This window comes from Halopiger djelfimassiliensis, assembly GCF_000455365.1.
GTDB classification, from domain to species: domain Archaea; phylum Halobacteriota; class Halobacteria; order Halobacteriales; family Natrialbaceae; genus Halopiger_B; species Halopiger_B djelfimassiliensis.
The window spans coordinates 87,871-112,656 of record NZ_HG315686.1 but is presented as its reverse complement, the minus strand read 5'-3'; the positions used below and the strand labels follow the sequence as shown (position 1 = coordinate 112,656).

At 65.9% G+C, this 24,786-nt stretch carries 27 protein-coding genes; 13 read left to right on the top strand and 14 right to left on the bottom strand.

Translation table 11 applies throughout. The features are described 5' to 3' along the window. The first annotated feature begins 88 nt into the window (after positions 1 to 88). From TX80_RS11710 to TX80_RS11700, 3 genes are read left to right on the top strand one after another with little or no spacing between them, the layout of a single operon-like run. The gene (locus tag TX80_RS11710) at positions 89 to 574 is read left to right on the top strand and encodes an Lrp/AsnC family transcriptional regulator (protein ID WP_049923323.1); all 486 of its coding nucleotides are present in this window, start codon (positions 89 to 91) and stop codon (positions 572 to 574) included. Positions 575 to 576: 2 nt separating this feature from the next. Next, entirely contained in the window at positions 577 to 1,734 is a 1,158-nt protein-coding gene (locus TX80_RS11705) for an aminotransferase class I/II-fold pyridoxal phosphate-dependent enzyme (protein ID WP_049923322.1), read from the top strand. A gap of 51 nt (positions 1,735 to 1,785) precedes the next feature. Next, positions 1,786 to 3,051, top strand: coding sequence for a GNAT family N-acetyltransferase (locus tag TX80_RS11700; RefSeq protein ID WP_049923321.1), 1,266 nt, complete (start codon positions 1,786 to 1,788; stop codon positions 3,049 to 3,051). A 16-nt stretch (positions 3,052 to 3,067) separates the two neighbouring features. Here TX80_RS11700 and TX80_RS11695 read toward each other — a convergent pair whose 3' ends face one another. Both TX80_RS11695 and TX80_RS11690 read right to left on the bottom strand, forming a co-directional pair. Beyond that, a complete protein-coding gene (locus TX80_RS11695; protein ID WP_049923320.1) occupies positions 3,068 to 4,216 on the bottom strand; it encodes an NAD(P)/FAD-dependent oxidoreductase in 1,149 nt (382 codons plus the stop codon). Positions 4,217 to 4,267: 51 nt separating this feature from the next. Continuing rightward, positions 4,268 to 5,368: an NAD(P)/FAD-dependent oxidoreductase gene (locus TX80_RS11690; RefSeq protein ID WP_049923319.1), complete on the bottom strand. Its 1,101-nt coding sequence runs from the start codon at positions 5,366 to 5,368 to the stop codon at positions 4,268 to 4,270. Between the two features lie 145 nt (positions 5,369 to 5,513). Here TX80_RS11690 and TX80_RS11685 point away from each other — a divergent pair, with 145 nt between their 5' ends. Both TX80_RS11685 and TX80_RS11680 read left to right on the top strand, forming a co-directional pair. Next, positions 5,514 to 6,506, top strand: a complete 993-nt coding sequence (locus tag TX80_RS11685; RefSeq protein WP_049923318.1) for an ornithine cyclodeaminase family protein — start codon at positions 5,514 to 5,516, stop codon at positions 6,504 to 6,506. Positions 6,507 to 6,707: 201 nt separating this feature from the next. Beyond that, complete coding sequence (locus TX80_RS11680) at positions 6,708 to 8,570, top strand: PAS domain-containing sensor histidine kinase (RefSeq protein ID WP_049923317.1); 1,863 nt, start codon at positions 6,708 to 6,710, stop codon at positions 8,568 to 8,570. A gap of 32 nt (positions 8,571 to 8,602) precedes the next feature. On the opposite strand, the gene TX80_RS11675 is transcribed toward TX80_RS11680, so the two are convergent. Next, positions 8,603 to 9,190: a response regulator transcription factor gene (locus tag TX80_RS11675; RefSeq protein ID WP_049923316.1), complete on the bottom strand. Its 588-nt coding sequence runs from the start codon at positions 9,188 to 9,190 to the stop codon at positions 8,603 to 8,605. Positions 9,191 to 9,356: 166 nt separating this feature from the next. Next, on the bottom strand, positions 9,357 to 11,519 hold the full coding sequence (purL, locus tag TX80_RS11670; RefSeq protein ID WP_049923315.1) for a phosphoribosylformylglycinamidine synthase subunit PurL: 2,163 nt from the start codon (positions 11,517 to 11,519) through the stop codon (positions 9,357 to 9,359). 166 nt (positions 11,520 to 11,685) lie between these two features. Here purL and TX80_RS11665 point away from each other — a divergent pair, with 166 nt between their 5' ends. Further along, positions 11,686 to 12,372, top strand: coding sequence for a PHP domain-containing protein (locus TX80_RS11665; protein WP_049923314.1), 687 nt, complete (start codon positions 11,686 to 11,688; stop codon positions 12,370 to 12,372). Continuing rightward, a complete protein-coding gene (locus TX80_RS11660; RefSeq protein ID WP_049923313.1) occupies positions 12,369 to 13,469 on the top strand; it encodes an asparagine synthase C-terminal domain-containing protein in 1,101 nt (366 codons plus the stop codon). Before TX80_RS11665 ends, TX80_RS11660 begins: the two co-directional genes overlap by 4 nt. 36 nt (positions 13,470 to 13,505) lie before the next feature. Here the strand turns inward: TX80_RS11660 and TX80_RS11655 are convergent, their stop codons facing one another. The 6 genes from TX80_RS11655 to TX80_RS11630 all read right to left on the bottom strand — a co-directional run bounded on the left by TX80_RS11655 (position 13,506) and on the right by TX80_RS11630 (position 18,944). Beyond that, the gene (locus TX80_RS11655; protein ID WP_049924060.1) at positions 13,506 to 13,835 is read right to left on the bottom strand and encodes a cupin domain-containing protein; all 330 of its coding nucleotides are present in this window, start codon (positions 13,833 to 13,835) and stop codon (positions 13,506 to 13,508) included. Between the two features lie 86 nt (positions 13,836 to 13,921). Further along, a complete protein-coding gene (locus TX80_RS11650; RefSeq protein WP_049923312.1) occupies positions 13,922 to 15,013 on the bottom strand; it encodes an Mrp/NBP35 family ATP-binding protein in 1,092 nt (363 codons plus the stop codon). Positions 15,014 to 15,123: 110 nt separating this feature from the next. Then, entirely contained in the window at positions 15,124 to 15,426 is a 303-nt protein-coding gene (locus tag TX80_RS11645) for a hypothetical protein (protein ID WP_049923311.1), read from the bottom strand. Between the two features lie 157 nt (positions 15,427 to 15,583). Further along, positions 15,584 to 15,892 carry a hypothetical protein gene (locus TX80_RS11640; protein ID WP_049923310.1) on the bottom strand — a complete coding sequence of 103 codons (309 nt, stop codon included), beginning with the start codon at positions 15,890 to 15,892 and terminating at the stop codon, positions 15,584 to 15,586. Beyond that, positions 15,889 to 17,286, bottom strand: coding sequence for an NrfD/PsrC family molybdoenzyme membrane anchor subunit (gene nrfD / locus TX80_RS11635; protein ID WP_049923309.1), 1,398 nt, complete (start codon positions 17,284 to 17,286; stop codon positions 15,889 to 15,891). Before nrfD ends, TX80_RS11640 begins: the two co-directional genes overlap by 4 nt. Beyond that, a complete protein-coding gene (locus TX80_RS11630) occupies positions 17,283 to 18,944 on the bottom strand; it encodes a 4Fe-4S ferredoxin N-terminal domain-containing protein (RefSeq protein WP_049923308.1) in 1,662 nt (553 codons plus the stop codon). Before TX80_RS11630 ends, nrfD begins: the two co-directional genes overlap by 4 nt. Before the next feature lie 443 nt (positions 18,945 to 19,387). Between TX80_RS11630 and TX80_RS11625 the strand changes: the two genes are divergently transcribed. Then, positions 19,388 to 19,732 (top strand): cupin domain-containing protein, encoded by a 345-nt coding sequence (locus TX80_RS11625; protein ID WP_049923307.1) that lies wholly within the window; start codon positions 19,388 to 19,390, stop codon positions 19,730 to 19,732. An 18-nt stretch (positions 19,733 to 19,750) separates the two neighbouring features. Here TX80_RS11625 and TX80_RS11620 read toward each other — a convergent pair whose 3' ends face one another. Then, positions 19,751 to 20,425: a helix-turn-helix domain-containing protein gene (locus TX80_RS11620; protein ID WP_049923306.1), complete on the bottom strand. Its 675-nt coding sequence runs from the start codon at positions 20,423 to 20,425 to the stop codon at positions 19,751 to 19,753. 136 nt (positions 20,426 to 20,561) lie between these two features. Between TX80_RS11620 and TX80_RS11615 the strand changes: the two genes are divergently transcribed. From TX80_RS11615 to TX80_RS11605, 3 genes are all read left to right on the top strand, one after another. Further along, positions 20,562 to 20,789 carry a DUF2249 domain-containing protein gene (locus tag TX80_RS11615; protein ID WP_049923305.1) on the top strand — a complete coding sequence of 76 codons (228 nt, stop codon included), beginning with the start codon at positions 20,562 to 20,564 and terminating at the stop codon, positions 20,787 to 20,789. A 73-nt stretch (positions 20,790 to 20,862) separates the two neighbouring features. Next, positions 20,863 to 21,096: a DUF2249 domain-containing protein gene (locus tag TX80_RS11610; protein WP_049923304.1), complete on the top strand. Its 234-nt coding sequence runs from the start codon at positions 20,863 to 20,865 to the stop codon at positions 21,094 to 21,096. A gap of 119 nt (positions 21,097 to 21,215) precedes the next feature. After that, entirely contained in the window at positions 21,216 to 21,485 is a 270-nt protein-coding gene (locus TX80_RS11605; protein WP_049923303.1) for a DUF2249 domain-containing protein, read from the top strand. Positions 21,486 to 21,514: 29 nt separating this feature from the next. Here the strand turns inward: TX80_RS11605 and TX80_RS11600 are convergent, their stop codons facing one another. Then, positions 21,515 to 22,420, bottom strand: a complete 906-nt coding sequence (locus tag TX80_RS11600; protein ID WP_049923302.1) for an alpha/beta fold hydrolase — start codon at positions 22,418 to 22,420, stop codon at positions 21,515 to 21,517. 155 nt (positions 22,421 to 22,575) lie between these two features. On the opposite strand from TX80_RS11600, the gene TX80_RS11595 reads away from it, so the two are divergent. Further along, complete coding sequence (locus TX80_RS11595; RefSeq protein ID WP_049923301.1) at positions 22,576 to 23,157, top strand: cupredoxin domain-containing protein; 582 nt, start codon at positions 22,576 to 22,578, stop codon at positions 23,155 to 23,157. 129 nt (positions 23,158 to 23,286) lie between these two features. Further along, positions 23,287 to 24,063: an SCO family protein gene (locus TX80_RS11590; RefSeq protein WP_049923300.1), complete on the top strand. Its 777-nt coding sequence runs from the start codon at positions 23,287 to 23,289 to the stop codon at positions 24,061 to 24,063. 36 nt (positions 24,064 to 24,099) lie between these two features. Here TX80_RS11590 and TX80_RS19985 read toward each other — a convergent pair whose 3' ends face one another. After that, a complete protein-coding gene (locus TX80_RS19985) occupies positions 24,100 to 24,225 on the bottom strand; it encodes a hypothetical protein (RefSeq protein WP_268258144.1) in 126 nt (41 codons plus the stop codon). 139 nt (positions 24,226 to 24,364) lie between these two features. Further along, positions 24,365 to 24,786 (bottom strand): transcription initiation factor IIB (locus tag TX80_RS11585; protein ID WP_195893068.1); only part of this gene is annotated, 422 nt, incomplete at its 5' end.

Genomic DNA, 24,786 nt, shown 5'->3' with positions numbered 1-24,786 from the left:
GCGGAGCCAGCGTCGAGGTCGGGCACACGCTAACCAAAACGAAAGATGAAGAACAACGTTTTTACACACGCTCGCGTTTCGCGTTGGTATGAGCGAACGCGAGGTGCTCGAGTTGCTTCGTGAGAACGCGCGCTATTCGACCGCGGATATCGCGCGAATGACCGACCTCGAGGAGTCGGAGGTCGAGGCAGTAATCGAAGAACTCGAGGCAGCAGGTGTCGTCCGCGGCTATCAGGCGGTCGTCGACTGGGACAAACTCGAGGACGAACGCGTCCGCGCCGAGGTCGAACTCAACGTCCGCCTCGATCGCGAGACCGGATACGGAGACATCGCCGAGCGCCTCGCACGGTTTCCGGAGGTCACGGCCCTTCGACTCGTCAGCGGCGATTACGACTTCGACATGGAGGTCGAGGGCGACTCCATCCGTGAAGTGTCACAGTTTATCAGCGAGAAGGTCGCGCCCGTCCCCGAGATCACCCAGACGGTCACCCATTACGTGATGACTTCCTACAAGGAAAACGGGATCGAACTCGGCGACGGCGAGGACGACGACCGCCTCTCGTTCTCACCCTGACCATGACGTTCGAACTGTCAGATCGCGTGCAGACGGTTCCGCCGTCGGGCATCCGGCGGTTCTTCGAGATCGCCGAAGAGCGCGACGAGGTCATCTCGCTTGGCGTGGGCGAACCGGACTTCTCGACGCCGTGGGCGGCACGCGACGCCGCCATTACGTCGCTCGAGCAAGGAAGGACTTCCTATACGGCAAACCGGGGAAAACGCGACCTTCGTGTGGCGATCGCGGACTACGTCGCCGACCGGTTCGATCTGGGCTACGATCCCGACGAGGAGATCATCGTCACCGCCGGCGCGAGCGAGGCGGTCGACCTCGCGTTCCGGGCGTTCGTCGACCCCGGCGACACGGTCGCGATCGCCCAGCCGTCGTACATCTCCTACGAACCCGGCGTGATCTTCGCCGGCGGCGACGTGTTGCCGGTGCCGACGACGGAGGCAGACGAGTTCCGCCTCACCGTCGAGGCCCTGGAGGCGGCCGGGGCTGCCGACGCGGACCTGCTCGTGCTCTGTTATCCCAACAACCCGACGGGCGCGATCATGCGCGAGTCCGACCTCGAGCCCGTCGCCGAATTCGCCCGCGAGCACGACCTGACGGTCCTTTCCGACGAGATCTACGCCGAGCTGACCTACGACGGCGAGCACACCTCGATCGCGACGCTGCCGGGGATGCGCGAGCGCACCATCGTCTTCAACGGCTTCTCGAAAGCCCACGCGATGACCGGCCTCCGGCTGGGATACGCGCTCGGACCCGCCGACGCCATCGGCGCGATGAACAAGATCCACCAGTACACGATGCTCTCGGCCCCGACGACGGCCCAGTACGCCGCGCTCGAGGCCCTGGATTCCTGTGACGACGACGTCCGGGAGATGATCGACCAGTACGACCGTCGCCGGCGGTTCGTCCTCTCGCGGTTCCGCGAGATCGGGATGGACGTTTTCGAGGCGAAAGGCGCGTTCTACTGCTTCCCCGAGGTTCCCGCGGGCTGGACCGCAGCGGAGTTCGCCGAGGACGTCCTCCGCGAGCAGGGGGTGGCCGTCGTCCCCGGCGACGTCTTCGGCGAGGGCGGCGACGGCCACCTCCGGATCTCCTACGCGACCGGTCTCGAGGAGCTTCGGGAGGCGATGAACCGTCTCGAGGCGTTCGTCGAGGACCACGCCTGACGGCCACCCGCCACAGGAACGTTCTTCCCGATCGCCGTCACGTTGGTTCGTATGGTCGACTACCGTCCCATTCCGGACCAGCGCGAGGTCTTCCACGAGTACCGCAGCTACGCGTTTCGGCCGGACGAGGGCCGACCGGCGTACGACCCGGGAGAACACGACACGCCGCGGGCGCTTCGCGGGGCCAGACGAGGCCTGTACGCGGCCGAAGACGATGCCGACGACGATCCCCGGTGTGTCTGTCGGCACTACTGGCTCGAGGCCGGCGTCCGCGGCGACCGCCATCCCACGGCGGGGCTTGCGTCGGTCGCGACACCGCCGGAGTACCGTCGGAGCGGATACGTCGGGCAGTTGCTCGCACACTCGCTCGAGGAGTATCGCGACCGCGGCTGTCGGTTCTCCGTGCTCTGGCCGTTCAAGTACCGGTTCTACCGACAGTACGGCTGGGAAACGAGCAACCGGATCGCGACCCACGAGTGCGATCCGTCGGTGTTGGCGTTTGCCACGGACGCGTTCGACCGGGAATCGGGCTCGTTTCGCCGACTCGAACCGGACGACTACGCCGCACTCAAGCCGGTGTATACGGCCCACGCCGATCGGCACGCCCTCGCGCTCGAGCGCGACGAGGAGTGGTGGCGGCATCGGGTCTTCGGCGGTCACGGCGTCGATCCGTTCGTCGCGGCCTACGAACGCGACGGCCGCGTTCGGGGGTATCTCGTCTACACGATCGACGACGACGCCAGTCGGACGATGGCCGGCGAGGAACTCCCGCGGACGATGGCCGTCAGCGAACTCGCGTTCGTCGATCACGAGGCCTTCTTGGCGCTGCTGTCGTTCTGTCACACTCACGATTCGCAGGTACAGCGGGTGCGGTTTCGAGCGCCGCCGGACGGTCCGTTGCTCGAGAGCGCCCGGGACCCCGACGAGATCGAGACGACGCTCGAGACCGGACCGATGGTCCGACTCGTCGACGTCGCGGACACGCTGTCCGCGCTCTCGTATCCCGGCAGCGATGCGAGCGTCACGATCGCCGTCGAGGATCCCGTCGCCGACTGGAACGACGGCACGTTCGCGCTCGAGGTCGCGGACGGGAACGGCACGTGCGAGCGCCTGCACGACGATCCGGCTGCGGCGTCCGTTACTGCAGACGTCGACGTTCGCATCGACATTGCCGCGCTGTCCCGACTCGTCGTGGGCTCGCAGTCGGCAAGCGCGCTCGAGCGGACCGGGCGGCTCGAAGCGCTCGATACGGACGCGGTGGCGACGCTCGAGGCGCTCTTTCCGGCAACGTCGGTCTACCTCGGGGAGTTCTTCTGAGTCGATCCGGGCTCGCTCACACGACGTTCGTTTCCGTTCGTTCGTCGCCGGTCCCGAACCGATCGCTCGAGAGCGCCGCGACATCGACCAGCGTCGCCTCGCCCTCGGTCACGAGTTCGGCGACGATCCGCCCCGTCGCGGGCGCGTGCTGGAACCCGTGGCCGGAGAAGCCGGCCGCGGTGACCAGTCCCGGCACCGTTTCCTCGAGGATCGCGTTGTCGTCGGGCGTCACGGCGTACAGCCCCGCCCAGCCGCGCTTGATCGCCGACTCCGGCCCGAAATAGGACGTCCAGTCGGCCACGGCCTCGAGGGCGTCGACGGCCCACTCGAAGTCCATCGACGTAGCGAAGGCGTCGGGGTCGCGATCGGGGTCCGCGTCGGCGAAGTGGCCGCCGACGAGCGCGTCGCCGTCACGTTCGGGACGGAAGTACGAGCCGCTGTCGAGATCGACCGTCAGCGGGTCGGTCGACGGAACCGGTGTTTCGGGCTCGACGACGGCGATCTGTCGCCGTTTAGGTGCGATCGGCAGGTCGATACCCGCCATCGCGGCGATCTCGCGTGCCCACGGGCCGGCAGCGTTGATGACGACCTCCGCCTCGAGTCGGCCGCCCGGCGTTTCGACGCCCGTGACGCGGTCCCCGTTCCGACGGACGTCGACGACCGGCGTCTTCGTCCGGACGTCCACACCTTCCTCGGCCGCCGCCCGCGCGTACGCCTGCAACGCGAGGTGGGGGTCGGCGAAGCCGTCCATCGGAGAGTACGTGGCGGCGACGAACTCCGCTGGATCGATGCCGCCACAGCGGTTCGCAGCCTGCTCTGGGTCGAGGATCTCGCTCGGCACCCCGCGTTCGTTTTGCATCTCGACCGTCGACTCGAACGTCGCGGCGGTTTCGGCCGTGCGAGCGAGAAACAGGTACCCGTTGGTCCGGTAGTCGATCGGCGTCCCGAAGCGCTCGTCGAACGACTCCCAGACGCGGATGCTCTCGAGCGACAGGTCCACGTTGACCGGCGTCGAGAACTGCGTGCGGATACCACCTGCCGACCGCTCCGTGCTGCCGCTCCCGATCGACCCCTTCTCGCAGACGACCACGTCGACGCCGCGGACGGCCAGTTCGTACGCGCTCGAGAGACCGACGATACCACCGCCAACGACGACTGCGTTCATACGTTACTTATTCACACGGTCCGAGATAAGCGTTCGCTCCGCGAGGACGCGTCAGAAACGCTCCGGTGAGAGCCGAGAGCGGGTCTCGTCGTCGACCGTGCCCGCGAGCGTTTCGGCGACGGCGTCCGCGACGGCCGGCGCGAGGGTGATCCCCCGCCCGGTCAGGCCGCAGGCGACGACGAACCCGTCGACGGTCGTCTCGCCGACGAGCGGCCGACCATCCGGCGTGACGGTTCGGAGCCCGAGCCAGTCGTCTTCGACCGTCGCCCCCTCGAGCGCGGGAACGATCTCCGCGACGTCGGAAGCCGTCTCGAGAAACTCGTCCGAAACGGTCTCGGCACTCGGATCGTACCGCTGTCCATCGACGTACTCCGTCAGATACTCGCCGACCCAGACGCCGGGTCCGTCGGTCGGTCGCACGTATCGGTGTGACTCGAGGATGGTCACGGGGCCCTCGATGGGGTCGTCGGCCTCGAGGGCCGCCATCGGTCCCAGCGTGTGACACAGCGGGAGCGAGACGCCGACCATCTCGTTCAGTTCCGTCGCCCACGGCCCGGCCGCGTTGATCACGCAGTCCGCCTCGAGTCGCCCTGCATCGGTTTCGACGCCCGAGACGGCGATCCCGTCCCGACCGTCCGTGCGGATATCGGTCACGGTCACGCCGGTTCGAACGGTCGCGCCGTTGGCACGAGCACACTCGGCGAACCACTGCGCCACCGCAGTCGGCTCACAGAGTTCGTCGCCCGGCGTGTAGAGCCCGCCGACGAACCCCTCGGGGTCGACGCCGAACCGCTCGAACTCGGCCGCGGGCAGGAACGACGCCTCGACGCCGTTGGCCCGAAGGGGCTCGGTGGAGTCCTCGAGTCGGTCCGCGAAGGCCGGCGTTTCGGCGACGTACAGCGTTCCGACCCGTGTCGTCTCGATCGAGCTCCGATCGAACAGTTCGGCGTAGCTCTCGCGGGCGCGCTCGCGAAACCGGAGGTCGAACGGCGTCGGGTCGACCGCGGTCTCCATCAGGATCCCCGCGGAGGCCGCCGTGGTTTCCTCGCCGATCCGGGAGCGCTCGACGAGCGTCACGTCGTGGTCGGTCCCGCCGAGCCGTGCGGCGATCGCGGTCCCGATGATCCCACCGCCGACGATGACGATGTCCATGCCTTTCGTATGACGCCCAGCGACAAACCCGCTTCCCTCGGTTCGGCCGCCGGAGCGTGGCTCGCTGGCGAGCGTTACGCTCAGCCCGGCCGCTCGTCACGGCCCCGGGAGGACGACTGAAGTGGATCACCGTCGATGTACGCGTATGCCATCGATCCGCGTACTCTCCGACGACGATATCGCGTCGGTGCTCGACCTCGAGGAACTGCTCCCGGTCGTCGCCGACGCGTTCGAGAGCCAGCGGGCGGGCGACGTCGAGCGGCCGGAACGACCCCATTACCCGATCGGGATCGGGGTCGATCCGACCGCCCCCGAGGAACCGACCGGAACCGGGCTGTGTATGCCGGCCTACGTACACGGATCGCCCTACGCCGCGACGAAACTCGTGACCGTCTGTACGGACAACCCGGAACGGGGGCTACCGACCGTTACCGCGCAACTGTCGCTCGTCGACGCCGAAACCGGCCAGCCCGTCGGCTATCTCGCCGGCAACCGGATCACCAACGCCCGGACCGGCTGTATCGGCGGCCTCGCCGCCCGCGAACTCGCCCCGGCCGGGCCGATCGACCTCGCGGTCATCGGAGCCGGGACACAGGCCCGCTGGCAAACGCGTGCCATCGCCGCCGCGGTCGGGACCGATCGCCTCGAGTCGATGCGAGTGTACTCCCCCAGCGACTCGCGACACGACTGTGCCACGGCTCTCGAGTCGGAGCTGGGCGTTCCCGCGAACGCGGTCTCGAGTCCGCGGGCGGCCGTATCGCCGGCGACCGTCGTCGTCACCGCGACGACAAGCACCGAGCCGGTCGTTTCCGGCGATGCGCTCTCGGCGGGGACACTCGTGATCGCGATCGGTGCGTACACCCCCGAAATGCGCGAACTGGACGACGAGACGGTGACTCGCGCGGACCAGCTCTTCGGCGACGTGCCAGCGGAAGCCGCCGAAACCGGTGATCTCCGGGCGTACGACGGCGAAATACGTCCTTTCGGGGACGTTCTGGCGGGAGAACGGGGGCGGGACACGGACGACGAACTCGTCGTCCTCGAGAGCGTCGGCACGGCGGTACTCGACGCCGCGACCGCGACGTTCGTCTTCGACCGGGCTCGGGAGGCGGGCGTCGGAACGACCGTTCCGCTGTGAGCGGTTCGATCGCCACCTCGAACGTCGTTCGTCGGCCACGACACTGAAATAGCGGCTTCGCCAAGTATTTCCTGACTGTCTGTCGATGATTACAACGACAGTGAGAGCCGATCGTCTCGATGACGGGGGATGCAGGGACGGGTGGAGCCACAGGAACGCGTGTTCGCGGCCGTGGCTGAACGGGGGTGACGAGCCCTGACGTTGCAACCGGTTCCGGTCGTCGATCGGGTCACCGACGCGTTCTTCGCGCTCGATACGGACTTTCGGTTTACCTACCTCAACGATCGAGCCGAAACGTTGCTCAAACGCTCCCGCGAGGAGTTGATCGGCCGGGTGATGTGGGACGAGTTCCCCCAGACCGTCGAAACCCAGTTCCCCGACGGCTTCCACCAGGCGATGGAAGAGCAGGTCCCCGTCTCGTTCGACATCTATCACACCCACCTCGAGACCTGGTTCGAGGCCCGAGCCTACCCCTCCGAGACCGGGCTGTCGGTGTACATGCGCGACGTCACCGAGCGCAAGCAACAGGAGCGAACGCTCGCACAGCACGCCGCCGTCGTCGAGGCGGTCCACGACGGCGTGGTGACGCTGGATCGCAACCGCGAGATCGTCTCCGTCAACGAAGCCATGGAGACACTGCTCGGTGCTGACCGCGACGAGTTGACCGGCGAGCACGTCGAAATCATTCCCGAACTGGCCGCGATCGACGACGCGGACGCCGTCGAGATCGGGCGAGCGATCACCGACGTCGACATCGGCACGGCCGAGCAACGACAACTCGAGGTTCCGTTCACCGACGCCGACGGGGACGACCGGATGGGGGAGTTCCGGTTCGTCCCGATCGAGGACAACAGAGCGACCGTCGCGGGCGTCGTCCGCGACGTGACCGATCAGTACGAGTACGAACGCGTCGCCGCCTCGCTCCACGAGATCACCCGGTGGCTCCTCGAGTCGAACGATCCCGAGGAGATCTGTGCGATCGCCGTCCACGCGGGCAGCGACCTGCTCGATCTCCCGATCAGCGGCATCTGGCTGCTCGAGGAGGAGCAGGGGTATCTCGACCCCGTCGCCGGAACCGCCGGCGCTCACGACGAGTTCGGCGGCCTCCCGCGGTTCAACCCCAGCGAAGGGCTGGTCTGGGACGTCTTCGAGTCCGGCGACGTCGAGCGGTTCGACGACCTCGAGGCGGTCGATGGCCTCTACAACCCGGAGACGCCGCTTCGCTCGGAGATCATCGCACCGATCGGCACGCACGGGGTCCTCATGACCGGGGCGCTGGAGCCGAACCGGTTCGACGAAACCGACGTCGAACTCGTCTCGACGCTCGTCGAGAACACCCGGGCCGCCCTCGATCGGGCCGATCGGGAACGAATCCTCCGTGAACGGACGACCGAACTCGAGCGCCAGACCGAGCGTCTGGAAGGGATCGCGGAAGTGCTCTCGACGGATCTGAAACGCCAGCTCGAGGCCGTCGCCGACGCGCTCGAGGACGACGGGGCCGACGATGCCTGGGAGTTCCCCCTCGCGGAAGATTCGGTCGAAGCCACGCTCGACCGGGCCGAGCGCCTCGTCGACGACGTGCGCGAGTTCGCACGCAACGCCGCTGCCGTCGGTCCTCGAAGCCGCATCCACCTCGAGCGAGCGATCGACGAGGCCGTCGAGGGCTCACGGCTCGATGAAACCGACGTCGTGCTCGAGGACGAGGCGACGCTCAGAGCCGATTACGACCGACTAATCCACTTGCTTGAGACGGCGTTCGACGACGTTGCCGCCCGCTCGAACGGCGACGTTACGGTTCGGGTCGGCGTGATCGGGATCGACGAGTCCGACCGACCCCGCGCGATCTTTTTGCTCGACGATGCCGAGGAGGTTCCGCCGAGCGCACACGCACAGGGACGGCTCCTCGATCCGACGGGCGACGACGACGGTGCCATCGACGGCCTCGGACTCGCGCTCGTCCGGGCGATCGCGCAAGCCCACGACTGGACACTCTCGATCGACGAAACGGACCGTGGCACTCGAATCGAGATCCGGGACGTGACGACCCTCGAGCGACGATCGTAATCCGTCGGACCGCGATCGACCCCGCAGTCACCTCACTCGTCGAGGATCGACTCCCGGGTGAGATCCTGACAGAGCTGTCGGTACTCGTCCTGTTCGAGGAGTTCCGCCATCGTTTCGTTGACCGACACGCGCAACACGGCGAGGCGATCCTCGAGTTCGGCGTACTCCCGGCTGGTCTTTCGTTCGGCCTCGGTCTTCTGGGCGTCCAACAGCGCCTTCTTCGACGCGAGCGCGAAGAACTCCTGGAGTTGCTCGTCGTAGGTCGAGCGAAGCCGTAGCTGGTCGACGACCCGGACGAGTTCGTCCTTCGAAACCGGTTTGACGAGGTAATCGTCGAACCCCATCCCGATGATGTCGAAGTCCGGTTCGACCGCGGTCACCATCGCGATGCGACAGTTGAGTTCCCGCTCGCGGATCGTATCGAGAACGGTATCACCCGACAGCCCCGGCATTCGACGGTCGAGAAGCACGATGTCGATACTCTCGTCGATCGAATCGAGCGCCTCGCTGCCGTCGTAGACGGTCTCGACGGTACAGTCCTCCTGAAGCCAGGCCGCATACAGGTCGGCCAGATCGGGCTCGTCTTCGACGATCAGGACGGACGGGGTGTCGGGTGCCATCGAACGGTAATCCTCCGAAATTGACGGTTCGTCGTAGGGGTAGTACTGGGGGTATATCAAGATACCGGAGCTGCGAACCGATCGACGCGAACGGGTTCGGTCCGAACCCGAGTCCACACTGTCCAGAGGCGCGACCGCGTGCCGTCGACCGGGTGAGCGGAACTCATTACTCGAGTTCGCGCTCGAGGGTCGCGCGCCGGTCACGGATGCCGGACGCGTCGACCTCGATCGTTCGGTCGCCGACAGCGATCGTGAGCGTGCCGTCAGGGGTCCCCGAACCGAGTTCGACGACCGGTGCGAGCCCGTCGAACGCCTCACGAACACGCTCGGGAGACGTGGTCTGGACCAGCGCCCGCCCCGGCTGTTCGTGGAACAGCGCGCCGGCGGGGTCGACGTCCGCGCTCGGAATCGAAACCTCGAGCCCGGCCGTTTCGGTGACCATCTCCGCGAGAGCGACCGCGAGGCCGCCGTGGCTGACGTCGTGGACGGCACGCGTCGTGTCGTCGTCGGCAACGCCAGCGAGCGCCTCGACGAACGCGGACGGCTCCGGCGGTAGCGCCGGGAACCGGTCGCTGCCGCCGAATCGGGCGAGATACTCGGAGCCGCCCAGGCGGCACTCGCCGCTCTCGAGGCCGACGTCCCCGACGAGCAACACCGTGCCGTCGGGAGCGACCGACAGCGGTGGCGCGTCGTAGCCCGCTTTCGTGCCGACCATCGCGATGGTCGGCGTCGGCGGGATCGGACCGGCGACGGAGTCGTTGTACAGCGAGACGTTGCCGCCGACGACCGGCGTCGAGAGCCGATCGCACATCTCCGCCAGCCCGTCGACGATCCCCTCGAATCCGCCGTAGACGGCCGGTTTCTCGGGATTACCGCCGTTGAGACAGTCGACGGCGGCAAGCGGCGTTGCGCCCTTGGCCGCGATGTTCGTCGCGTTCTCGAGGGCGACCGCGCGCGCACCCTCGTACGGAGCGGCGGCGGTCCAGTTCGGAGCCGCGCCCGACGAGAGCGCCAGCCCCGTTCCGGCCTCCCTGATCGCGATCAGCGCCGCGTCGTCGCCCGGGCCGACGCTCGTTCGGACGCCGACCTCGTGATCGTACTGGCGATAGACCCACTGCTTCGAGGCCGTGTTCGGACTCGAGACGACCGCGTCGAACGCCGTCTCGAGATCGACCGCGGGCAGTTCGGTCTCGGGCTGGTCCGGCTCCGTGGACGGGAGGTCGTTCATCGGCGCGCCGTCGCCGAGGAACTCGGCGTCGACGTCGACGACCCGCTCGCCCTCGAAGGTAGCGGCGTAGTTGCCGTCCGTGACCTCGCCGATGACCGAGCAGCCGAGATCGAACCGCTCGGCGACCTCGCGAACGCGGTCGACGTTCTCGGGGGCGACCTCGTAACACATCCGCTCCTGGGATTCGGCGAGCAGGATCTCCAGAGCGGACATGTTCGGCTCGCGCTGGTGGACCCGCTCGAGTTCGATCTCGGCACCGAGTCCGCCCTTGGCGACCAGTTCGCTCGAGGCCCCGCCGAGACCGGCGGCACCGAGGTCGCGCGCGGACTCGATCAGCCCCTCGTCGACGAGTTGCTCGTTGGCCTCGATGAGCAACTTCTCCGCGTACGGGTCGCCGACCTGAACCGCGGGCCGGTCCTCGGTCTCGGCGTCCTCCGCAAGGTCCTCGCTGGCAAAGGACGCGCCGCCGAGCCCGTCGCGGCCGGTGGCGTTCCCGACCAGAACGAGTTTGTTGCCCGGTTGCTGGGCTTCGGCGGTTACCAGCCGCTTCTCGTTCGTCAGGCCGACACAGGCGACGTTGACCAGCGGATTCCCCTCGTAGTCGGGATGGAAGTCGACGCTGCCGGCGACCGTGGGAACCCCGATACAGTTCCCGTAGTGGCTGATCCCCTCGACGACGCCCTCGAAGAGATACTTCGAGTGCTCGCGGTCGAACTCGCCGAAGTACAACGAATCCGCGAGCGCGATCGGGTACGCACCCATCGAGAGCGTATCCCGAACGATGCCGCCGACGCCGGTCGCGGCACCGTCGAACGGATCCACGTAGGAGGGGTGGTTGTGGCTCTCGATGCCCATCGTGATGTAGGTGTTTTCGCCTTCCCCGTCGTCCGTATTATCCGGCAGCGCGACGACCGCCGCGTCGTCGCCCGGGCCGACGACGACCTGCTCGCCCTCGCTCTCGAACGCCGACAGCAGCGGTCTCGAGGAGCGGTACGCGCAGTGTTCGCTCCAGAGGTTCTCGAACAGCGCCGCCTCCGCCGGCGTCGGTTCCCGCCCCAGCTCGGAAACGACGAGTTCCCGGTCCGAATCGGCAAGACTCATTCACCTAAGTGGTGAAACTCGGGGAGTAAATGGGTTTCTATATCCACGTTCGTGGATACACACCACTACCTTCGTGCCGGCTGGCGGTATTGCGTGGCAGTCCGTTCGAGCCGGTTCGAACGCGAGGACCGAGCCGTTTTTCATCAGGCAACATAAACATACGGTCGTGCTGTCGGTCGAACTCCACGTCCACTCGTCGCTGTCTTACGACGGCCGCGACCCCGTCGAACTCATCCTCGAACAGGCGAAAGCGGTCGGACTCGACGCGATCGCGGTGACCGATCACGACGAGATCGACGCGAGCCTCGAGGCCGCCGAGCGAGCCCCCGAGTACGGGCTGGTCGGGATTCCGGGTATCGAGATCTCGAGCAAGGCCGGCCACATCCTCGGACTGGGCGTCGAGGAGGCCATCCCCCCGGGACTCTCATACGGATCGACGATCGATGCGATCCACGAGCAGGGCGGGATCGCGGTGATCCCTCATCCCTTTCAGGAGTCTCGCCACGGCGTTATGGCCCGAATTTCGAAGAAAGAACTCGCCGCGGGTGACGCGATCGAGGTCTACAACTCCCGGCTGCTGACCGGCCGCGCCAACCGGCAGGCCGAACGGTTCGCCGCCGCCCGCGAGCTGCCGATGACCGCGGGCAGCGACGCCCACATCAGCGAGATGGTCGGACAGGCCGTAACCCGGGTCGACACCGACGAACGATCCGTCGAGGCGATCCTCGAAGCCATCCGTCAGGGCCGGACGTCCGTCGAAGGAAAGCGCACGCCGTGGCACATCAGCTTCCGGCAGGCCGCCGGCGGCGTCTCGAGACGCGTTCGAAACGGCGTCATGGGGCTGTTTCGATGACCCTCCGTGGAGCCACTCCCGAAACCGTTCGCCGAGCGCTCGAGAGCGGCGACCCACTGCCCGGAACGACGGGGTTTGCGGGCACGGTCGACGGACGCCTCGTCCGGGACGTCCTCGGTCGCGTGCCGCTGTTCGTCGAGGCCGACGCCGGCCACAGGGAGGACTGGGCGTTCGAGCCGTCCGCGCTCGAGGACCCCGTCCCGTTCCCGGCTGGGGCCGTCGCCGAACCGAACGGCGAGCCGGGTCCGCGCTGGCACCTCCCGGACCCTGACCCCGACCGAGACCGCGCCCTCGAGCGCCTCGAAACCGGACTCCGGACCGCCATCGAGGAGTCGGCCGCCGGCGACCGTGACATCGCGGTGGCGTTTTCCGGCGGCGTCGATTCGGCGCTCGTCGCCGAACTCCTCGACGCGCCGCTGTACGTCGTCGGGTTTCCGGACAGCCACGACGTCGAGGCCGCCCGGACCGCCGCGGCGGCGATGGACCGCGAGCTGACGGTCGTCGAACTCGAGCCTGCCGATCTCGAACGAGCGGTCCCCGAGGTCGCACGGGCGATCGGCCGGACCAATGCGATGGACGTCCAGATCGCGTTGCCCCTGTATCTCGTCGGCGAGCGCGTCAGCGACGACGGATTCGACGCGCTGGCGGTCGGACAGGGCGCTGACGAACTGTTCGGCGGCTACGAGAAGGTCGTTCGGCTCGACCACCGCGTCGACGCCGAGACGACCCGCGGTGCCGTCCGCGAAGGAATTTGCAGCCTCCCCGAACAGCTTCCCCGCGACGTCTTGACGATCGAAGCCGCGGGGCTCGAGCCGGTGATCCCGCTGCTTCATGACGCGGTGATCGAAGCAGCGCTTCGGCTCCCGGAGGAGTTGCTTGCCGACGACGAAACGCGAAAGCGTGGCTTCCGGCGAGTCGCGGCGAACTACCTTCCCGACGAAGTCGCCGACAGGGACAAGAAGGCGGTCCAGTACGGAAGCCTCGTCGCACGCGAACTCGACCGCCTCGCCCGGCAAGCCGGCTACAAACGACGGATGGACGATCACGTCACGAAGTACGTTCGGTCGTTGCTCGAGGACGAGACGGCGTCGCCGTGATCGGCGGACGCCACAACCGGCGGCGAACGGTCGACGTCAGGACGGACGCGGACAGAGACTCGCCGTGAAGACCACCCTCTCGTCGGTTTCGTTTTTCGCGCCGTGATCGACCCCCGGCTCGTGGTGGACGACGCCGGGCGCGGCGATCCGTTCGCGGTCGCCGCCTCGCAGGACGGTCACCGTGCCCTCGAGGACGTGAAACACGTTCGTGCTGTCGGCGTGTTCGTGGGCCTCGAGTTCCGCACCCGGGCCGAGCGCAAACGCCTTGACGAGGACGTCGTCGGTACCGACCAGTTCCGCGGTTTCGACTTCATCCGGGACCGGCTCGAGGGACTCGAGCGCGTCGGCGTAGCTGTCGAGCGTCATAGTCTGCCGTTCGCGGCGGCGATACATCGGTGTTCCCGTTGGCGCGACAGCGCCAGCAAAACGAACGCGAACCCCGGATCAACAAATCAGTCTTCGGTCTCGGTCGGGAGCCTGTCGTCCGGTTCGTCGGACACGTGTTCCGAAACCGTCCGCCGGTTGATCTCGCCGACGCGATCGGCGATTTCGCCGACGAGTTCCTCGACGGGCTCCTGTACCTCGCTCTCGTCGTTTTTGACGAGCGCGCCTTCGCTCCCGTCCGCGCCGAAGTCCGGGTGGATCGGGACCCGACCGAGCAACGGGACATCGTACTTGTCGACGATGGAGTCGGCCCCTTCGGTGCCGAACAGCCCGTGCTGGTCGCCACAGCTCGGACAGACGAACGAACTCATGTTCTCGACGACGCCGAGCACCGGCGTGTCGTGTTTGTTGAACATCTGGATCCCCTTCCGGGTGTCCTCCAGCGCCATCTCCTGTGGCGTGGTGACGACGACCGATCCCGTGACCGGCATCGACTGGAGCAGGTTCAACGTCGCGTCACCGGTCCCCGGCGGCAGGTCGACGATGAGATAGTCGAGTCGACCCCACTCGACGCCCTCGAGGAACTTGATCATGAACTTGTTGACCATCGGCCCCCGAAGGATCGCCGGGTCGTCGTCTTCCTCCATCATAAAGCCCATACTGATCACGCGGACGCCGTCGGAGCGGGGCGGCACGATGTCCTCGCTCGGCGTTACCCCAGGCTCGTTTTCCACCGGCAGGATCTTCGGGACGTTTGGCCCGTGAATGTCGGCGTCCAGCAGGCCGACCATCGCACCGCGTTTCTCGAGTCCGGCCGCGAGGTTCGCCGCGACGGTCGTCTTCCCGACGCCACCCTTCCCGGAGGCGACGGCGATGACGTTGCGAACGCGCGGGAGGATTTCGTTCTCGATGCCGTGTTCCTGACCGACGTGTGCGCGCAGATCGGCCTCGAGACCGGCCTCCGAGACGACCTCTCGGACCCGGTTCCCGATCTCCAGTTCCGACGGTGCGTAGGGAGTGTTAAATGCAAGCGAAATACGTGCGGTCTCGTCCTCGATGGTGACGTCGTTGACCAACCCGAGCGAGACGATGTCCTCGCCGATATCGGGGTCTTCGATACCCTCGAGTTTGATCTTGAGTTCGTGTTCTGTGATACTCATGGTGCGTCGAGATACGCTAGTCGAACGGAGGGGGTCGAACGGGATACGTGTGATGGTTCGGGACTCGAACCGGGCAAACGGGGCGTCACACGCAGTCGAGCGGCTCGCAGCTACGGTCCGGGAGTACCGATCGGTTCGGGTATCTCGCCGTAGAAGACGAAGCCGATCACTACCGTCAGGACCAGCATCGAAACCCACATCGTCGTCGTCAGCCCGACGAGATACGAGACGCCGAGCAGTCCCGTTTTCGGGCTACGAGGGGAACCGACGAACCACGCGACGACCATGACGTAGACCGGCAACAGGACGATACCGAAGATAAGCCACGTGCCGTCGTTGGGAAACCCGGTCAACCCCTCGGTCCCCTCGTAGCCGTGGTAGAGGACCGACGCGAGCGTGTCAGGAACCGACATGGTCGGCCGTCCACGCCACGGCTGGTTGCAGTTTCCCCTGCGTCATCATGGTCGTCGTCAGGGTCACCGAGAGTACCAGCCGTCTCAACGTCGAGACGGCATGTCGAGGGTTACGAGCGCAAAAAACGAATCCGGGATCGCTACGGCGTCGGTCCAGTTACGGGCCGGGTGCGCCGACCGGTTCGGGCATCCCGCCGTAGAAGACGATGCCGATCAGCAGCGTCAGGAAGAACATGCCGACCCACATCGATGTCGTCAGCCCGACGAGATACGAGACGCCGAGCAGTCCGCTTTTCGTGTCGCGGGGTTCCCCGGTGAACCAAGCGATGAGCATGATGTAGACCGGGACCAGGATGACGGCGAAGATGATCCAGGTTCCCTCGTTGGCGAAGCCGGTAAAGCCTTCGGTACCGTCGTAGCCGTGGTACAGCAGGTTCGACGCAAGGGTTGCGAGTGCTGCGTTCATGCTTCCACCTCGGGTTCGGTCGCGTCAGTGTGTTCGTGATCGTGGTCGTGGTCACCGCGCAGGTGCTCGATCGCGTGGAGTTCGACCACCGGAACGAGCTTCGAGAGGTTGAGGAACAGCAGGGCAACCAGACCGCCCGTCCCGACGAGCGACAGCCACTCGATCGCGCCCGGGAAGTACGTCCCGGGCGTCGCGGCGTAGATGTTGAAGTGCGGGTCCATGAACCCTTCGACGACGAACAGGACCTTCTCGGTCAGCGTCCCGACGAGCACCGCAGCGCTGGCGAGGAGCGCTCGCTTCTTGCTGAACAGCGCCGGGCGGATCGCCTGCAGGAAGATGTACACGAGCGTCGCGAAGATCATCCCGATCGCGATCTGGTAGAGCGGGCTTGCGATCTTCTCCTCGGCCGCGTGTGCCTTGTCAAGCGGGCCGAGGAAGACGCCGTTGAGGACGAACTGCAGCTGGAACCAGAGGAACAGCAGGATGAAGAACCCGAGCCACAGGAGCAGCCCGCGGAAGATGTCGTCGGTGATGATGTGGTCCCAGTCGTAGGCGCGACGGAACGAGTAGGAGATGATCATCACGCCGCTGATCGCCGACATCAGCGCGATGCTCAGGAACATCGGGCCCTGAATTCCGCCGGTCCAGGCGGGCATCGCCGGAAGCAGCGAGAACAGCCACGGAATAACGCCGCCGTGGAGCAAGAGCGGGGCCATGATGATGACCGCAGCCGCGAGCCACCAGACCATCCGCTCGATGACCTCGTCTTCCTTCTCGGTGTAGCCGATCGTCATCACGTTGTAGACGATCCCGTACAGGTCCGGAAGCTGAACCCCGCCGATCTTCGGTGCGAACGACGGGAGCTGATCGCGCAGCCGGGAGATGTCGTAGCGAAGCGTCAGGCCGAGGTAGGTCGCCGACAGCACGAAGTAGGCCGTAATGACGGTCACGTCCCACACCAGCGGCGAGTTGTTGACCGTGATGTGGTAGTGGCCGATGACGCTGGTGACCATCCGGTCCGGACGACCCATGTGGACCAGAATGTAGAAGCCAGCGGCCGAGAGCCCGCCGATCGTCGTCATCTCGGCGATCCGTGCGACGGGCATGTACCGGTCCATTCCGAGCAGACGGACGGCGGCCGAGAGAATAATCCCGCCGTGGGCGACGCCGACCCACCAGATGAACGCGCCGATGTACAGGCCCCACGTCGAGCCGCCACCGGTACCCCAGTCACCGAGCCCGGTGACGATCAGCCCCTTCTCGAGCTGATAGGCCCAGGCCACGAGGAACGCGACGAGGCCGAGGGCGGCCGCGGCGTACATGATGATGTACTTCTTGGTCAGCGTGTTGATCGGCCGGAGGATGTCCTCCTCGGAGGGTGTCTTCGTGCTCATAGCGACACCCCGTCGAGGCCGCCGACCGTGCCCTCGTCGAGGATCTCCTGGCGCTTGTCGACGAGGTTGACCTCTTGGTCACCCTGATCATATTTTGCCTCCTCGTACATCTTTGGCCCTTCGACCTGCTCGGCTTCCGGCCCGGGTTCCTGACCGAGGTACGTGATGTTCGGGTTGGTGCCGATCTCGTCGAGCAAGCGGAACTTCGAACTCGGGTTGCCGGCGTACTCCATGAGCCGCGACTGGGCGTCGTCGTGGTCACCCGAGCCGAGTCGCAGTTCCTCGAGGGTCGCCTCGTCTTCGAGGTTGACGTACTGTTCGAACGCCTCGAGGACCTCGAGGATGTCCTGCTGCTGGCGGAGGATCGTGTTATTCTCTTCCTCGCCCGGATCGGTTTCGCCGTCGCGGCTGTAGATCTCGATCGCCTTCATGACGCTGACGAGTTCCTCGTCGAGGGAATCGACCGCCTCGAGGGCCGACTCGAGGTCGGCGTCTTCGCTGAGGCTCTCGTCGATCTCGTCGGGCGAGGGCATGAGGGGGGCGATGTCGATGATGGCCCGACTCTTGATCGGGTTTTCGCGGTGCTGGCTGGCGTCGCTTTTGGGGTCCTTGACGTTCCCGAACTGGATCGCGTCCGGCGGACAGGCCTCCTCACACGCGGTCGTACCGCGCATGTCGTCGCCGCGCTTGCCGTCCTGATGGGACGGACACATCGTACACTTGCTCATCACGCCGCGGGGAGCCCGGCTGTCGACCCAGCGCTCGCCGTATTCGTACTCGGCGTGGGTGATCTCGTCGGGGTCGTCGGCTTCCTGGTTTTTCGCGAGGTCCTCGTAGGGAACGTCGGGTTCGTCCCACTGGAAGTAGTTGACCCCGTAGGGACAGGCAACCTGACAGTACCGGCAGCCGATGCAGACGTCGTAGTCGGTCAGCACCAGCCCGTCCTTGTCGCGGGTGTGGCGGGCCGTCGTCGGACAGACCTTCTCACAGGGAGCGTCCGTACAGTGCTGGCACGGGCGAACGAGCATGTTGTATTCGCTCTGTCCGCCGACCACGTCTGGCTGTGGCGCAGGGGAAGACGTGAGATCGTCCTCGAAGGCCATGACGTACATCCAGTTGACCCCCTGGTCCAGCTGGTTCTCCTCGGAACAGGCCTGCATACAGGAGAGACAGCCGTCACAGCGCTCGAGGTCGATCGTCATGCCCCACTGGACGTCGCTTTCCTCCGTGGTCTCCGTGTGACGCCCGTGCTCCTCCTCGGCGGCGAGGCTCTGCTGGGGACCGTCGCCGACGGTGCCCCAGGCCCCGAGTCCGACGAAGGCCGCGCCGGCCCCCATCTTCTTCATCATCTCGCGGCGACTCTCGTCGCCGTCGCCGTCGAAGCTCTTGAGCATCTCGGCGAAACCGCCCGCGTTCTTCTTGGCCTCCTCGTAGGCCTCCTCGGTCGGGCGGTTGTCCTCGCCGAACTCCTCCATCACGTCGTCGTGATACTTCTCGTGGAATTCGGCTTCCGACAGCTCGCCCTTGGTGACGCGCATGGCGTCCTCGGCCATGCGCATCCCGAGATCGCTGTCGTACTCGGTATCGTCGAGCATCGACTCGAGTTCGCCCTCCCACTCCTCGCCGAGCGGGTGGAACGATTCGTCGTCAGCGCTCATGATCGAACACCTCTTGACATCCTATCATGGAGTGGATACTCGACAGCACCCACTTGAATACGTTCATTTGTGGTTCCTCTACCCCGCAGTCACAACTAGATCCGGATGAAGTATCGACCCGATTTCCACGCCGTGAGAATGGACTCGAACATGTTCGTAGATATATTACGGGAGGCCGCGGATACCGCCCGACACCGTAGCTCTGTGGTACCAAACCTCGTTACAGTGTTCGAGCGCGCAACCGGTTTCATTTGCGTTCCGACCGCCAGCACGGTAATAAACGAGGGGGAGCGGCCGGCGATGGACCGTATTGAAGCGGTGACTCTTCCGAGCATAAGTGTCACCACATCGAGGTCGGTGGTATCATATCACAATAGATGGATCCTCGAGCGATCGACCTGTTCGGCCGAATATACTTGCCGCGCCGGAATGGAATTCCGGATATGACGACAGCCGACGACCCACCGATCACGCCAACGGAGAAACGAACGCTCGAGGACCTCGACGGCACTCCCCACGCACGACTGTTCGAGGGCGAGCCCAAGACGATCCGGTTGACCCTCGCGGAAGGCGACGGCGTCGCGGCACACCAGCATCCCGATCGCGAGATCGTCCTGCACGTACTCGAGGGACGGCTTGCGGTGACACTCGGCGACGAGAGCCACGAACTCGACGCCGGCGACGTCGTTCGGTTCGACGGTGCACAGGATATCGCCCCGAAGGCGCTCACGGACGCGACGGCGTTGCTCGTCCTCGCCAAGCGGGCGGACGGCCCAAATACCGATTGAATCGGCTCACACTCCCGATCAGTTGGCGGCGAGTTGTTCCTCGAGCGGTTCCTCGCCGTCGAGGCCGGGAAGGTCCTCGACGAACCGTTTGACGATCGCCTCCTCGGCCCGATGGAGCGTCTCGCTGCAGGTCGACTTGGCGATATCGAGGGATTCGGCCAGTTCGGTCAGCGAACAGCGACGGGGAGTATCGTAGTAGCCCTCCTCGACGGCGGCGACGACGATCTCGAGTTGCCGTTCCGAGAGGAGCTGGCTCTCGTGGAGCCGTTCGCGGACGTTTTCGATGCGGTACTGGAGTCCGAAGTGCTCGAGCTGTTCGGCGAGTTCGGCGAGGCGCTCGCGCGAGCCGGTGACGTCGATCGTCGCCTCGCCGTCCCGGATCTCGACGGGGAGTTCGATCGGCATCCCCGATTCCTGGGAGGAAAAGAGCAAGAGCGGGGCCGTCGTCTCGAAGTGGACCGTCGCCTCGTTCTCGCTCCACTGGGCGAGCGTGAGCTCGGTGATCTGGGGATGGTCGTTCATGTCGTCGACCACCTCGGGAACCGCCGTACCGGCGATCCGGACGAGCGCGAATCCGGTCTCGGCTCCCGGGACGGCAGCCAGCACTCGGAACGTCGCTTCGGGGTAGTCCGTCGAGATCTGTTGGATCCAGACCTGCTCGGGCATCGTGATCGTGAGTGTCGCCTGGGCCATGGGGACTCGTTCTAGACGAGACTACAAACCCATGGCTACGAATATATTCGGCGCAATTCCTACAGCGTGGGAATGCGGCGGTATCCGAACTCGTTCGGCTGAATAGCCAACCGTCGCCGGTCCGAACGGGACGGTGATGGCAACCGATACCGCCGACCGAACGCTCGACGTCCGAGAGATCGACGGCCCGCCGTTCGACGACATCATCTCCGCCCTCGGTTCGCTCGAGGACGGCGAACGGCTCCGACTAATCGCGCCGTTCGAACCGAAGCCGCTCTACGAGGTTCTCGAGGCACGGGGATACGCGTACGAAAGTCAACAGCGGGAGGGAGACGTCTGGCACGTCCTGATCCGGCGGGAGTGATCCCCGCCGGGCTCGACCGGACGAACGTGTTCGGGCAAACGACGATGGCGACACCTCCCCGACCTCCACCTGCATGACGCGACTCGACGTCAGGGACATCCCACCGGTGAACCGCCACCCGAAGATCCACGAGGCGTTCGCGGACCTCGAGCCCGGCGAGACGCTGACGATCGTCAACGATCACGAACCGAAGCCGCTGTTCTACGAGTTTCAGGCGGAGGTCGAGAGTTTCGACGCGGACGGATACGAGGTCGAGAAGGTCGGTTCCGAGGAGTTCGTCGCCCACTTCCCGAAGCGAGACACGTAGCAACGACGCGGCCTCTCGGACGTACTCACCGCTCCGTTTCGCGGTCGCCGTCGAACCCGCCATCGAGGCCGAACACGTGCGGGACGAAACACAGGCTGAAGCGCCACGAACGAACGGCTATGCAGTCGCCAGCGTCCGTCGTCGACCGAACCGATGCCCCGACCGACCGCCCACAGGTAACGATCGACGTTCGCTCGCTCGGGCCGCCGGAACCGCTGAAAGAGACCCTCGAGCACCTCGTCGAACTCCCCGACGGGACGGTGCTGGTCCAGCGCAACGACCGCGTGCCGCAGTTCCTCTTTCCGAAACTCGAGGACCGGGGATACGAACACGAGACCGTCGAGCTCGACGACGAGGTCGTGACCGTCATCTGGAAACCCGAAAACTGATCGGCAGGTCGGAATCCGGAGGCCCGGTGTCAGCCAGCCAGGTGCTCGAGCAGCAGTTCCGTCGTCCGTTCCGGTCGCTCGTGGGGGACCCAGTGGGTCGTCTCGGACAGCATTTCGAGGCGGCCCTGCTCGCAGAAAGCACGGCTTCTGGTCGCCAGTTCGGGAACCAGCGCGGCGTCGGCTTTGCCCCAGACGAGAAGCGTCGGGGGATCGACTCGGTTACGAGCCGTCGATGGGGGGTACCGGGCGCTGGCCCGATACCAGTCGAGCATCGCCGAAAGCGAACCGTCCCGACGCCACGCCGCCCGATACCGTTGCAGTTCTTCGTCGGTGAACGTCCCCGGTGCGGACGACTCGCGTAGCATCCACTCGAGGAGCCGGAACCCGTCGAACCGGAGACACCACTCCGGGAGCCGCGGAAGCTGAAAGAAGTACGCGTACCCGCTCCGACGCAGTTGGTCGGGATCCGAACGGAGCTGTTCGACGTACGCCGTCGGGTGTGGGGCGTTGCTGATCGCGAGCCGATCGACGGCGTCCGGATACCGAAGCGCGAGATCCCAGGCGACGGCGCCGCCCCAGTCGTGGCCGACGACGTGGGCGGACGATCGGCCTTCGGTCGCGATCAGGTCGACGATGTCCCGTGAGCAGTACCGCTGCCGATAGGCTCGGACGGACCCGGGCTTGTCGCTGAGATTGTAACCGCGCTGGTCGGGGACGAGGACGCGATAGCCGGCTTCGACGAGCGGTTCGATCTGGTATCGCCACGCGTACCAGAACTCGGGAAACCCGTGAAGGAGAACGACGAGCGGCGCGTCCTCGTCGCCGGCGACGACGGCATGAAGCCGGATACCATTAACTGTACGGACGGTCGACGCCGCGTCGACCGTCGAAAGCAGCGATGCGTCGGTTTCCGCCGGGGGACGGTTCGACTCCATAATCGCTAGGATTGTATGCAGTTCGATTTCAACGTATGGGTAACCCGTCGGAAACGAAAACGGCAGCCCGAACACGTTCCTGCTGATTCCGTCTTCGATGGAATCGTCGATAGTAGTGACCGATCGTTCACCGTAGACGGTACCGAGGTACGATCATGATACCAACGTCCCGCCGTGCCGCTCTTCGGTCGACTACCTGTGTACTCGGTGTTTCCCTCGGGGGCTGTCTCGGCGGCGTGACCGACCGCTCGAGCGGCGACGGCGAACCCGAAAACGCAGGGGAACTCGGAACGCCCGCCGAACGGGTCACCGTCGCGGCGAACTCGCGACCGTACCCGGAGTTCGATCCGCAGATCGTCCACGTCGTCACCGGTGGCACCGTCGAGTGGCTCGTCGAGACCGGCCGCCACGACGTGACCGCGTACCACGAGGACGGTCACGGACCACACCGGACCCCGAACGGCACCGAACCCTGGGGGAGCGACCGGCTGACGGGGGCAGGGTCGTCGTACGAGCACACGTTCGACCGCGAGGGCGTCTACGACTACGTCGATACCCAGCAAGTCTGTACCTCCCACGAGGTCGCCGGGAACATCGGTCGCGTCGTCGTCGGCTGGCCGGGTCCCGACGACGAACCCGCGATGGCCGAACCGCAGTCCGAACTCCCGTCCCAAGCGGCGAAAGCGATCGCGTCGTTCAACGAGGAGGCCCGTCCCGTCCTCGAGACGGGACCGTAAGTCCCGACGCCCGCCACCGGACGCGAGTTCGACCGGCGAGGCGGAACCTGAACGTGTCCGGCCGATTCCCGCCGCTCTGGAATGCCAGCGACGTTTTAGCGCCGTCGACGCCGAGGTTCGCTCGAGAGCATGGTCTTTACATCGTCCCTCGACAGGCGGGCGTTCCTGTACGTTGCGGGTACGACGGCGACCACGGCCCTGGCTGGCTGTTCGCGATCGGATGCCGACGAGGAAGCGGGTGACGGACCCGTACTCTCGCCGCCGGAGAACCACGGCCGCGTCGATGCCGCCGCCGTCCCACACCCCATCTACGGGGAAGAACTCCCCGAAGCGACGGCACCAGCGCCGCTGCACGACCGCTCGGTTTCGACCACGGAATTCGTCGGCGAGCGACACGTACTGCTCACGTTCGTCTTCACGAGTTGCACGACCGTTTGTCCGGGGCTGACCGCCGTCCTCCGGCGCGTGCAGGACGACGCAACCGAACGCGGCTACGAGGACGAGGTCGGGTTTCTCGCCGTCACCTTCGATCCCGAGTACGATACCGCCGCCGTCCTCGAGTCCTACGGCGAGGACATGCGCGTGGACTTCGACATCGGCAACTGGTACTTCCTGCGGCCGGAGACGCCCGGCGAGGCACGGGCGTTCGTCGAGGAGACGTTCGGCGTGGCGTTCGAACGGGCCGACGGCGAAGCGCCCGGGTCGGCCGCCGGCGACGAGGCGACCGACGAACACAGCGGGACCGACACCGCTCGAGCGGATGGAGACCACGACCGCCACTTCGTTCACTCCAATCTCGTCCTGTTGGCAAACCGGAACGGGCTCGTCGAGCGTGCTTACGGCGGCGAGCCGCCAAACCCGGCCACTGTGGTCGATGATACCCGTACCGTGGTCGATGAGTGGTGACCCCCAATCGAGCAGTCATCGCCGCGAGAGGAGCCGTTACGTCCAAACGCGCAGACAGTCCGCCGAACAGAAGTGCAGATTGACCCGATCCCCGGATTCACCGTCGACGTACGTCGTCAGTGTGTACGCGATCCCGTCCGACTGGCAGTTATCGCACTCCATACCGTCGCCGAGACACGGATCGGTATTCAGTATGCTGTGATTATCACCGATCGCTATCAGTTAGTAGCATCGTAATTCGAGTCAACGTGGGATTTCCCGAGAGACGGAACCGAGAGCCGCCGGCCGATTCGGCCGACGATCAGGCGGGGGCCCCGCCCTCCGCCTCGAGCAGTTCGTGATACCGGTTCCGGATGGTGACTTCGGAGATGCTTGCGACCTCGCTGACGTCGTTCTGGGTAACCTTCTCGTTTGTCAACAGTGCGCCGGCGTAGACGGCCGCCGCGGCGAGGCCGACCGGCGACTTGCCGCTGTGGATGCCGCTTTCCTTCGCGGTCTTGAGCAACTGGCGGGCCCGCCGCTCGGTCTCGTCGGAGAGGTCGAGGTCGCTTGCGAACCGCGGGACGTAGCTCTCGGGGTCGGCGGGTTTGACCTCGAGGCCGAGTTCGCGGATCACGTACCGATATGTGCGCGCGATTTCGTCCTTCTCGACCCGGCTGACGGCGGAAATCTCGTCGAGGCTGCGGGGAGTGCCGGCCTGACGGGCGGCCGCGTAGAGGGCAG

Bases quoted from the DNA above. Each gene is read 5' to 3' on its own strand.
- TX80_RS11690 (WP_049923319.1), bottom strand. From the start codon at position 5,368: ATGGACATCGTCATCGTCGGCGGTGGGATCATCGGGACCGCGATCGCC.
- TX80_RS11605 (WP_049923303.1), top strand. From the start codon at position 21,216: ATGCAGTCGCCAGCGTCCGTCGTCGACCGAACCGATGCCCCGACCGAC.
- TX80_RS11650 (WP_049923312.1), bottom strand. From the start codon at position 15,013: ATGAGTATCACAGAACACGAACTCAAGATCAAACTCGAGGGTATCGAA.
- TX80_RS11695 (WP_049923320.1), bottom strand. From the start codon at position 4,216: ATGAACGCAGTCGTCGTTGGCGGTGGTATCGTCGGTCTCTCGAGCGCG.
- TX80_RS11595 (WP_049923301.1), top strand. From the start codon at position 22,576: ATGATACCAACGTCCCGCCGTGCCGCTCTTCGGTCGACTACCTGTGTA.
- TX80_RS11675 (WP_049923316.1), bottom strand. From the start codon at position 9,190: ATGGCACCCGACACCCCGTCCGTCCTGATCGTCGAAGACGAGCCCGAT.
- nrfD (WP_049923309.1), bottom strand. From the start codon at position 17,286: ATGAGCACGAAGACACCCTCCGAGGAGGACATCCTCCGGCCGATCAAC.
- TX80_RS11685 (WP_049923318.1), top strand. From the start codon at position 5,514: ATGCCATCGATCCGCGTACTCTCCGACGACGATATCGCGTCGGTGCTC.
- TX80_RS11630 (WP_049923308.1), bottom strand. From the start codon at position 18,944: ATGAGCGCTGACGACGAATCGTTCCACCCGCTCGGCGAGGAGTGGGAG.
- TX80_RS11655 (WP_049924060.1), bottom strand. From the start codon at position 13,835: ATGACGCTCGACAGCTACGCCGACGCGCTCGAGTCCCTCGAGCCGGTC.
- TX80_RS11700 (WP_049923321.1), top strand. From the start codon at position 1,786: ATGGTCGACTACCGTCCCATTCCGGACCAGCGCGAGGTCTTCCACGAG.
- TX80_RS11660 (WP_049923313.1), top strand. From the start codon at position 12,369: ATGACCCTCCGTGGAGCCACTCCCGAAACCGTTCGCCGAGCGCTCGAG.
- TX80_RS11710 (WP_049923323.1), top strand. From the start codon at position 89: ATGAGCGAACGCGAGGTGCTCGAGTTGCTTCGTGAGAACGCGCGCTAT.
- TX80_RS11705 (WP_049923322.1), top strand. From the start codon at position 577: ATGACGTTCGAACTGTCAGATCGCGTGCAGACGGTTCCGCCGTCGGGC.
- TX80_RS19985 (WP_268258144.1), bottom strand. From the start codon at position 24,225: ATGGAGTGCGATAACTGCCAGTCGGACGGGATCGCGTACACACTGACG.
- TX80_RS11620 (WP_049923306.1), bottom strand. From the start codon at position 20,425: ATGGCCCAGGCGACACTCACGATCACGATGCCCGAGCAGGTCTGGATC.
- TX80_RS11640 (WP_049923310.1), bottom strand. From the start codon at position 15,892: ATGAACGCAGCACTCGCAACCCTTGCGTCGAACCTGCTGTACCACGGC.
- TX80_RS11610 (WP_049923304.1), top strand. From the start codon at position 20,863: ATGACGCGACTCGACGTCAGGGACATCCCACCGGTGAACCGCCACCCG.
- TX80_RS11590 (WP_049923300.1), top strand. From the start codon at position 23,287: ATGGTCTTTACATCGTCCCTCGACAGGCGGGCGTTCCTGTACGTTGCG.
- TX80_RS11600 (WP_049923302.1), bottom strand. From the start codon at position 22,420: ATGGAGTCGAACCGTCCCCCGGCGGAAACCGACGCATCGCTGCTTTCG.
- TX80_RS11645 (WP_049923311.1), bottom strand. From the start codon at position 15,426: ATGTCGGTTCCTGACACGCTCGCGTCGGTCCTCTACCACGGCTACGAG.
- TX80_RS11625 (WP_049923307.1), top strand. From the start codon at position 19,388: ATGACGACAGCCGACGACCCACCGATCACGCCAACGGAGAAACGAACG.
- TX80_RS11615 (WP_049923305.1), top strand. From the start codon at position 20,562: ATGGCAACCGATACCGCCGACCGAACGCTCGACGTCCGAGAGATCGAC.
- purL (WP_049923315.1), bottom strand. From the start codon at position 11,519: ATGAGTCTTGCCGATTCGGACCGGGAACTCGTCGTTTCCGAGCTGGGG.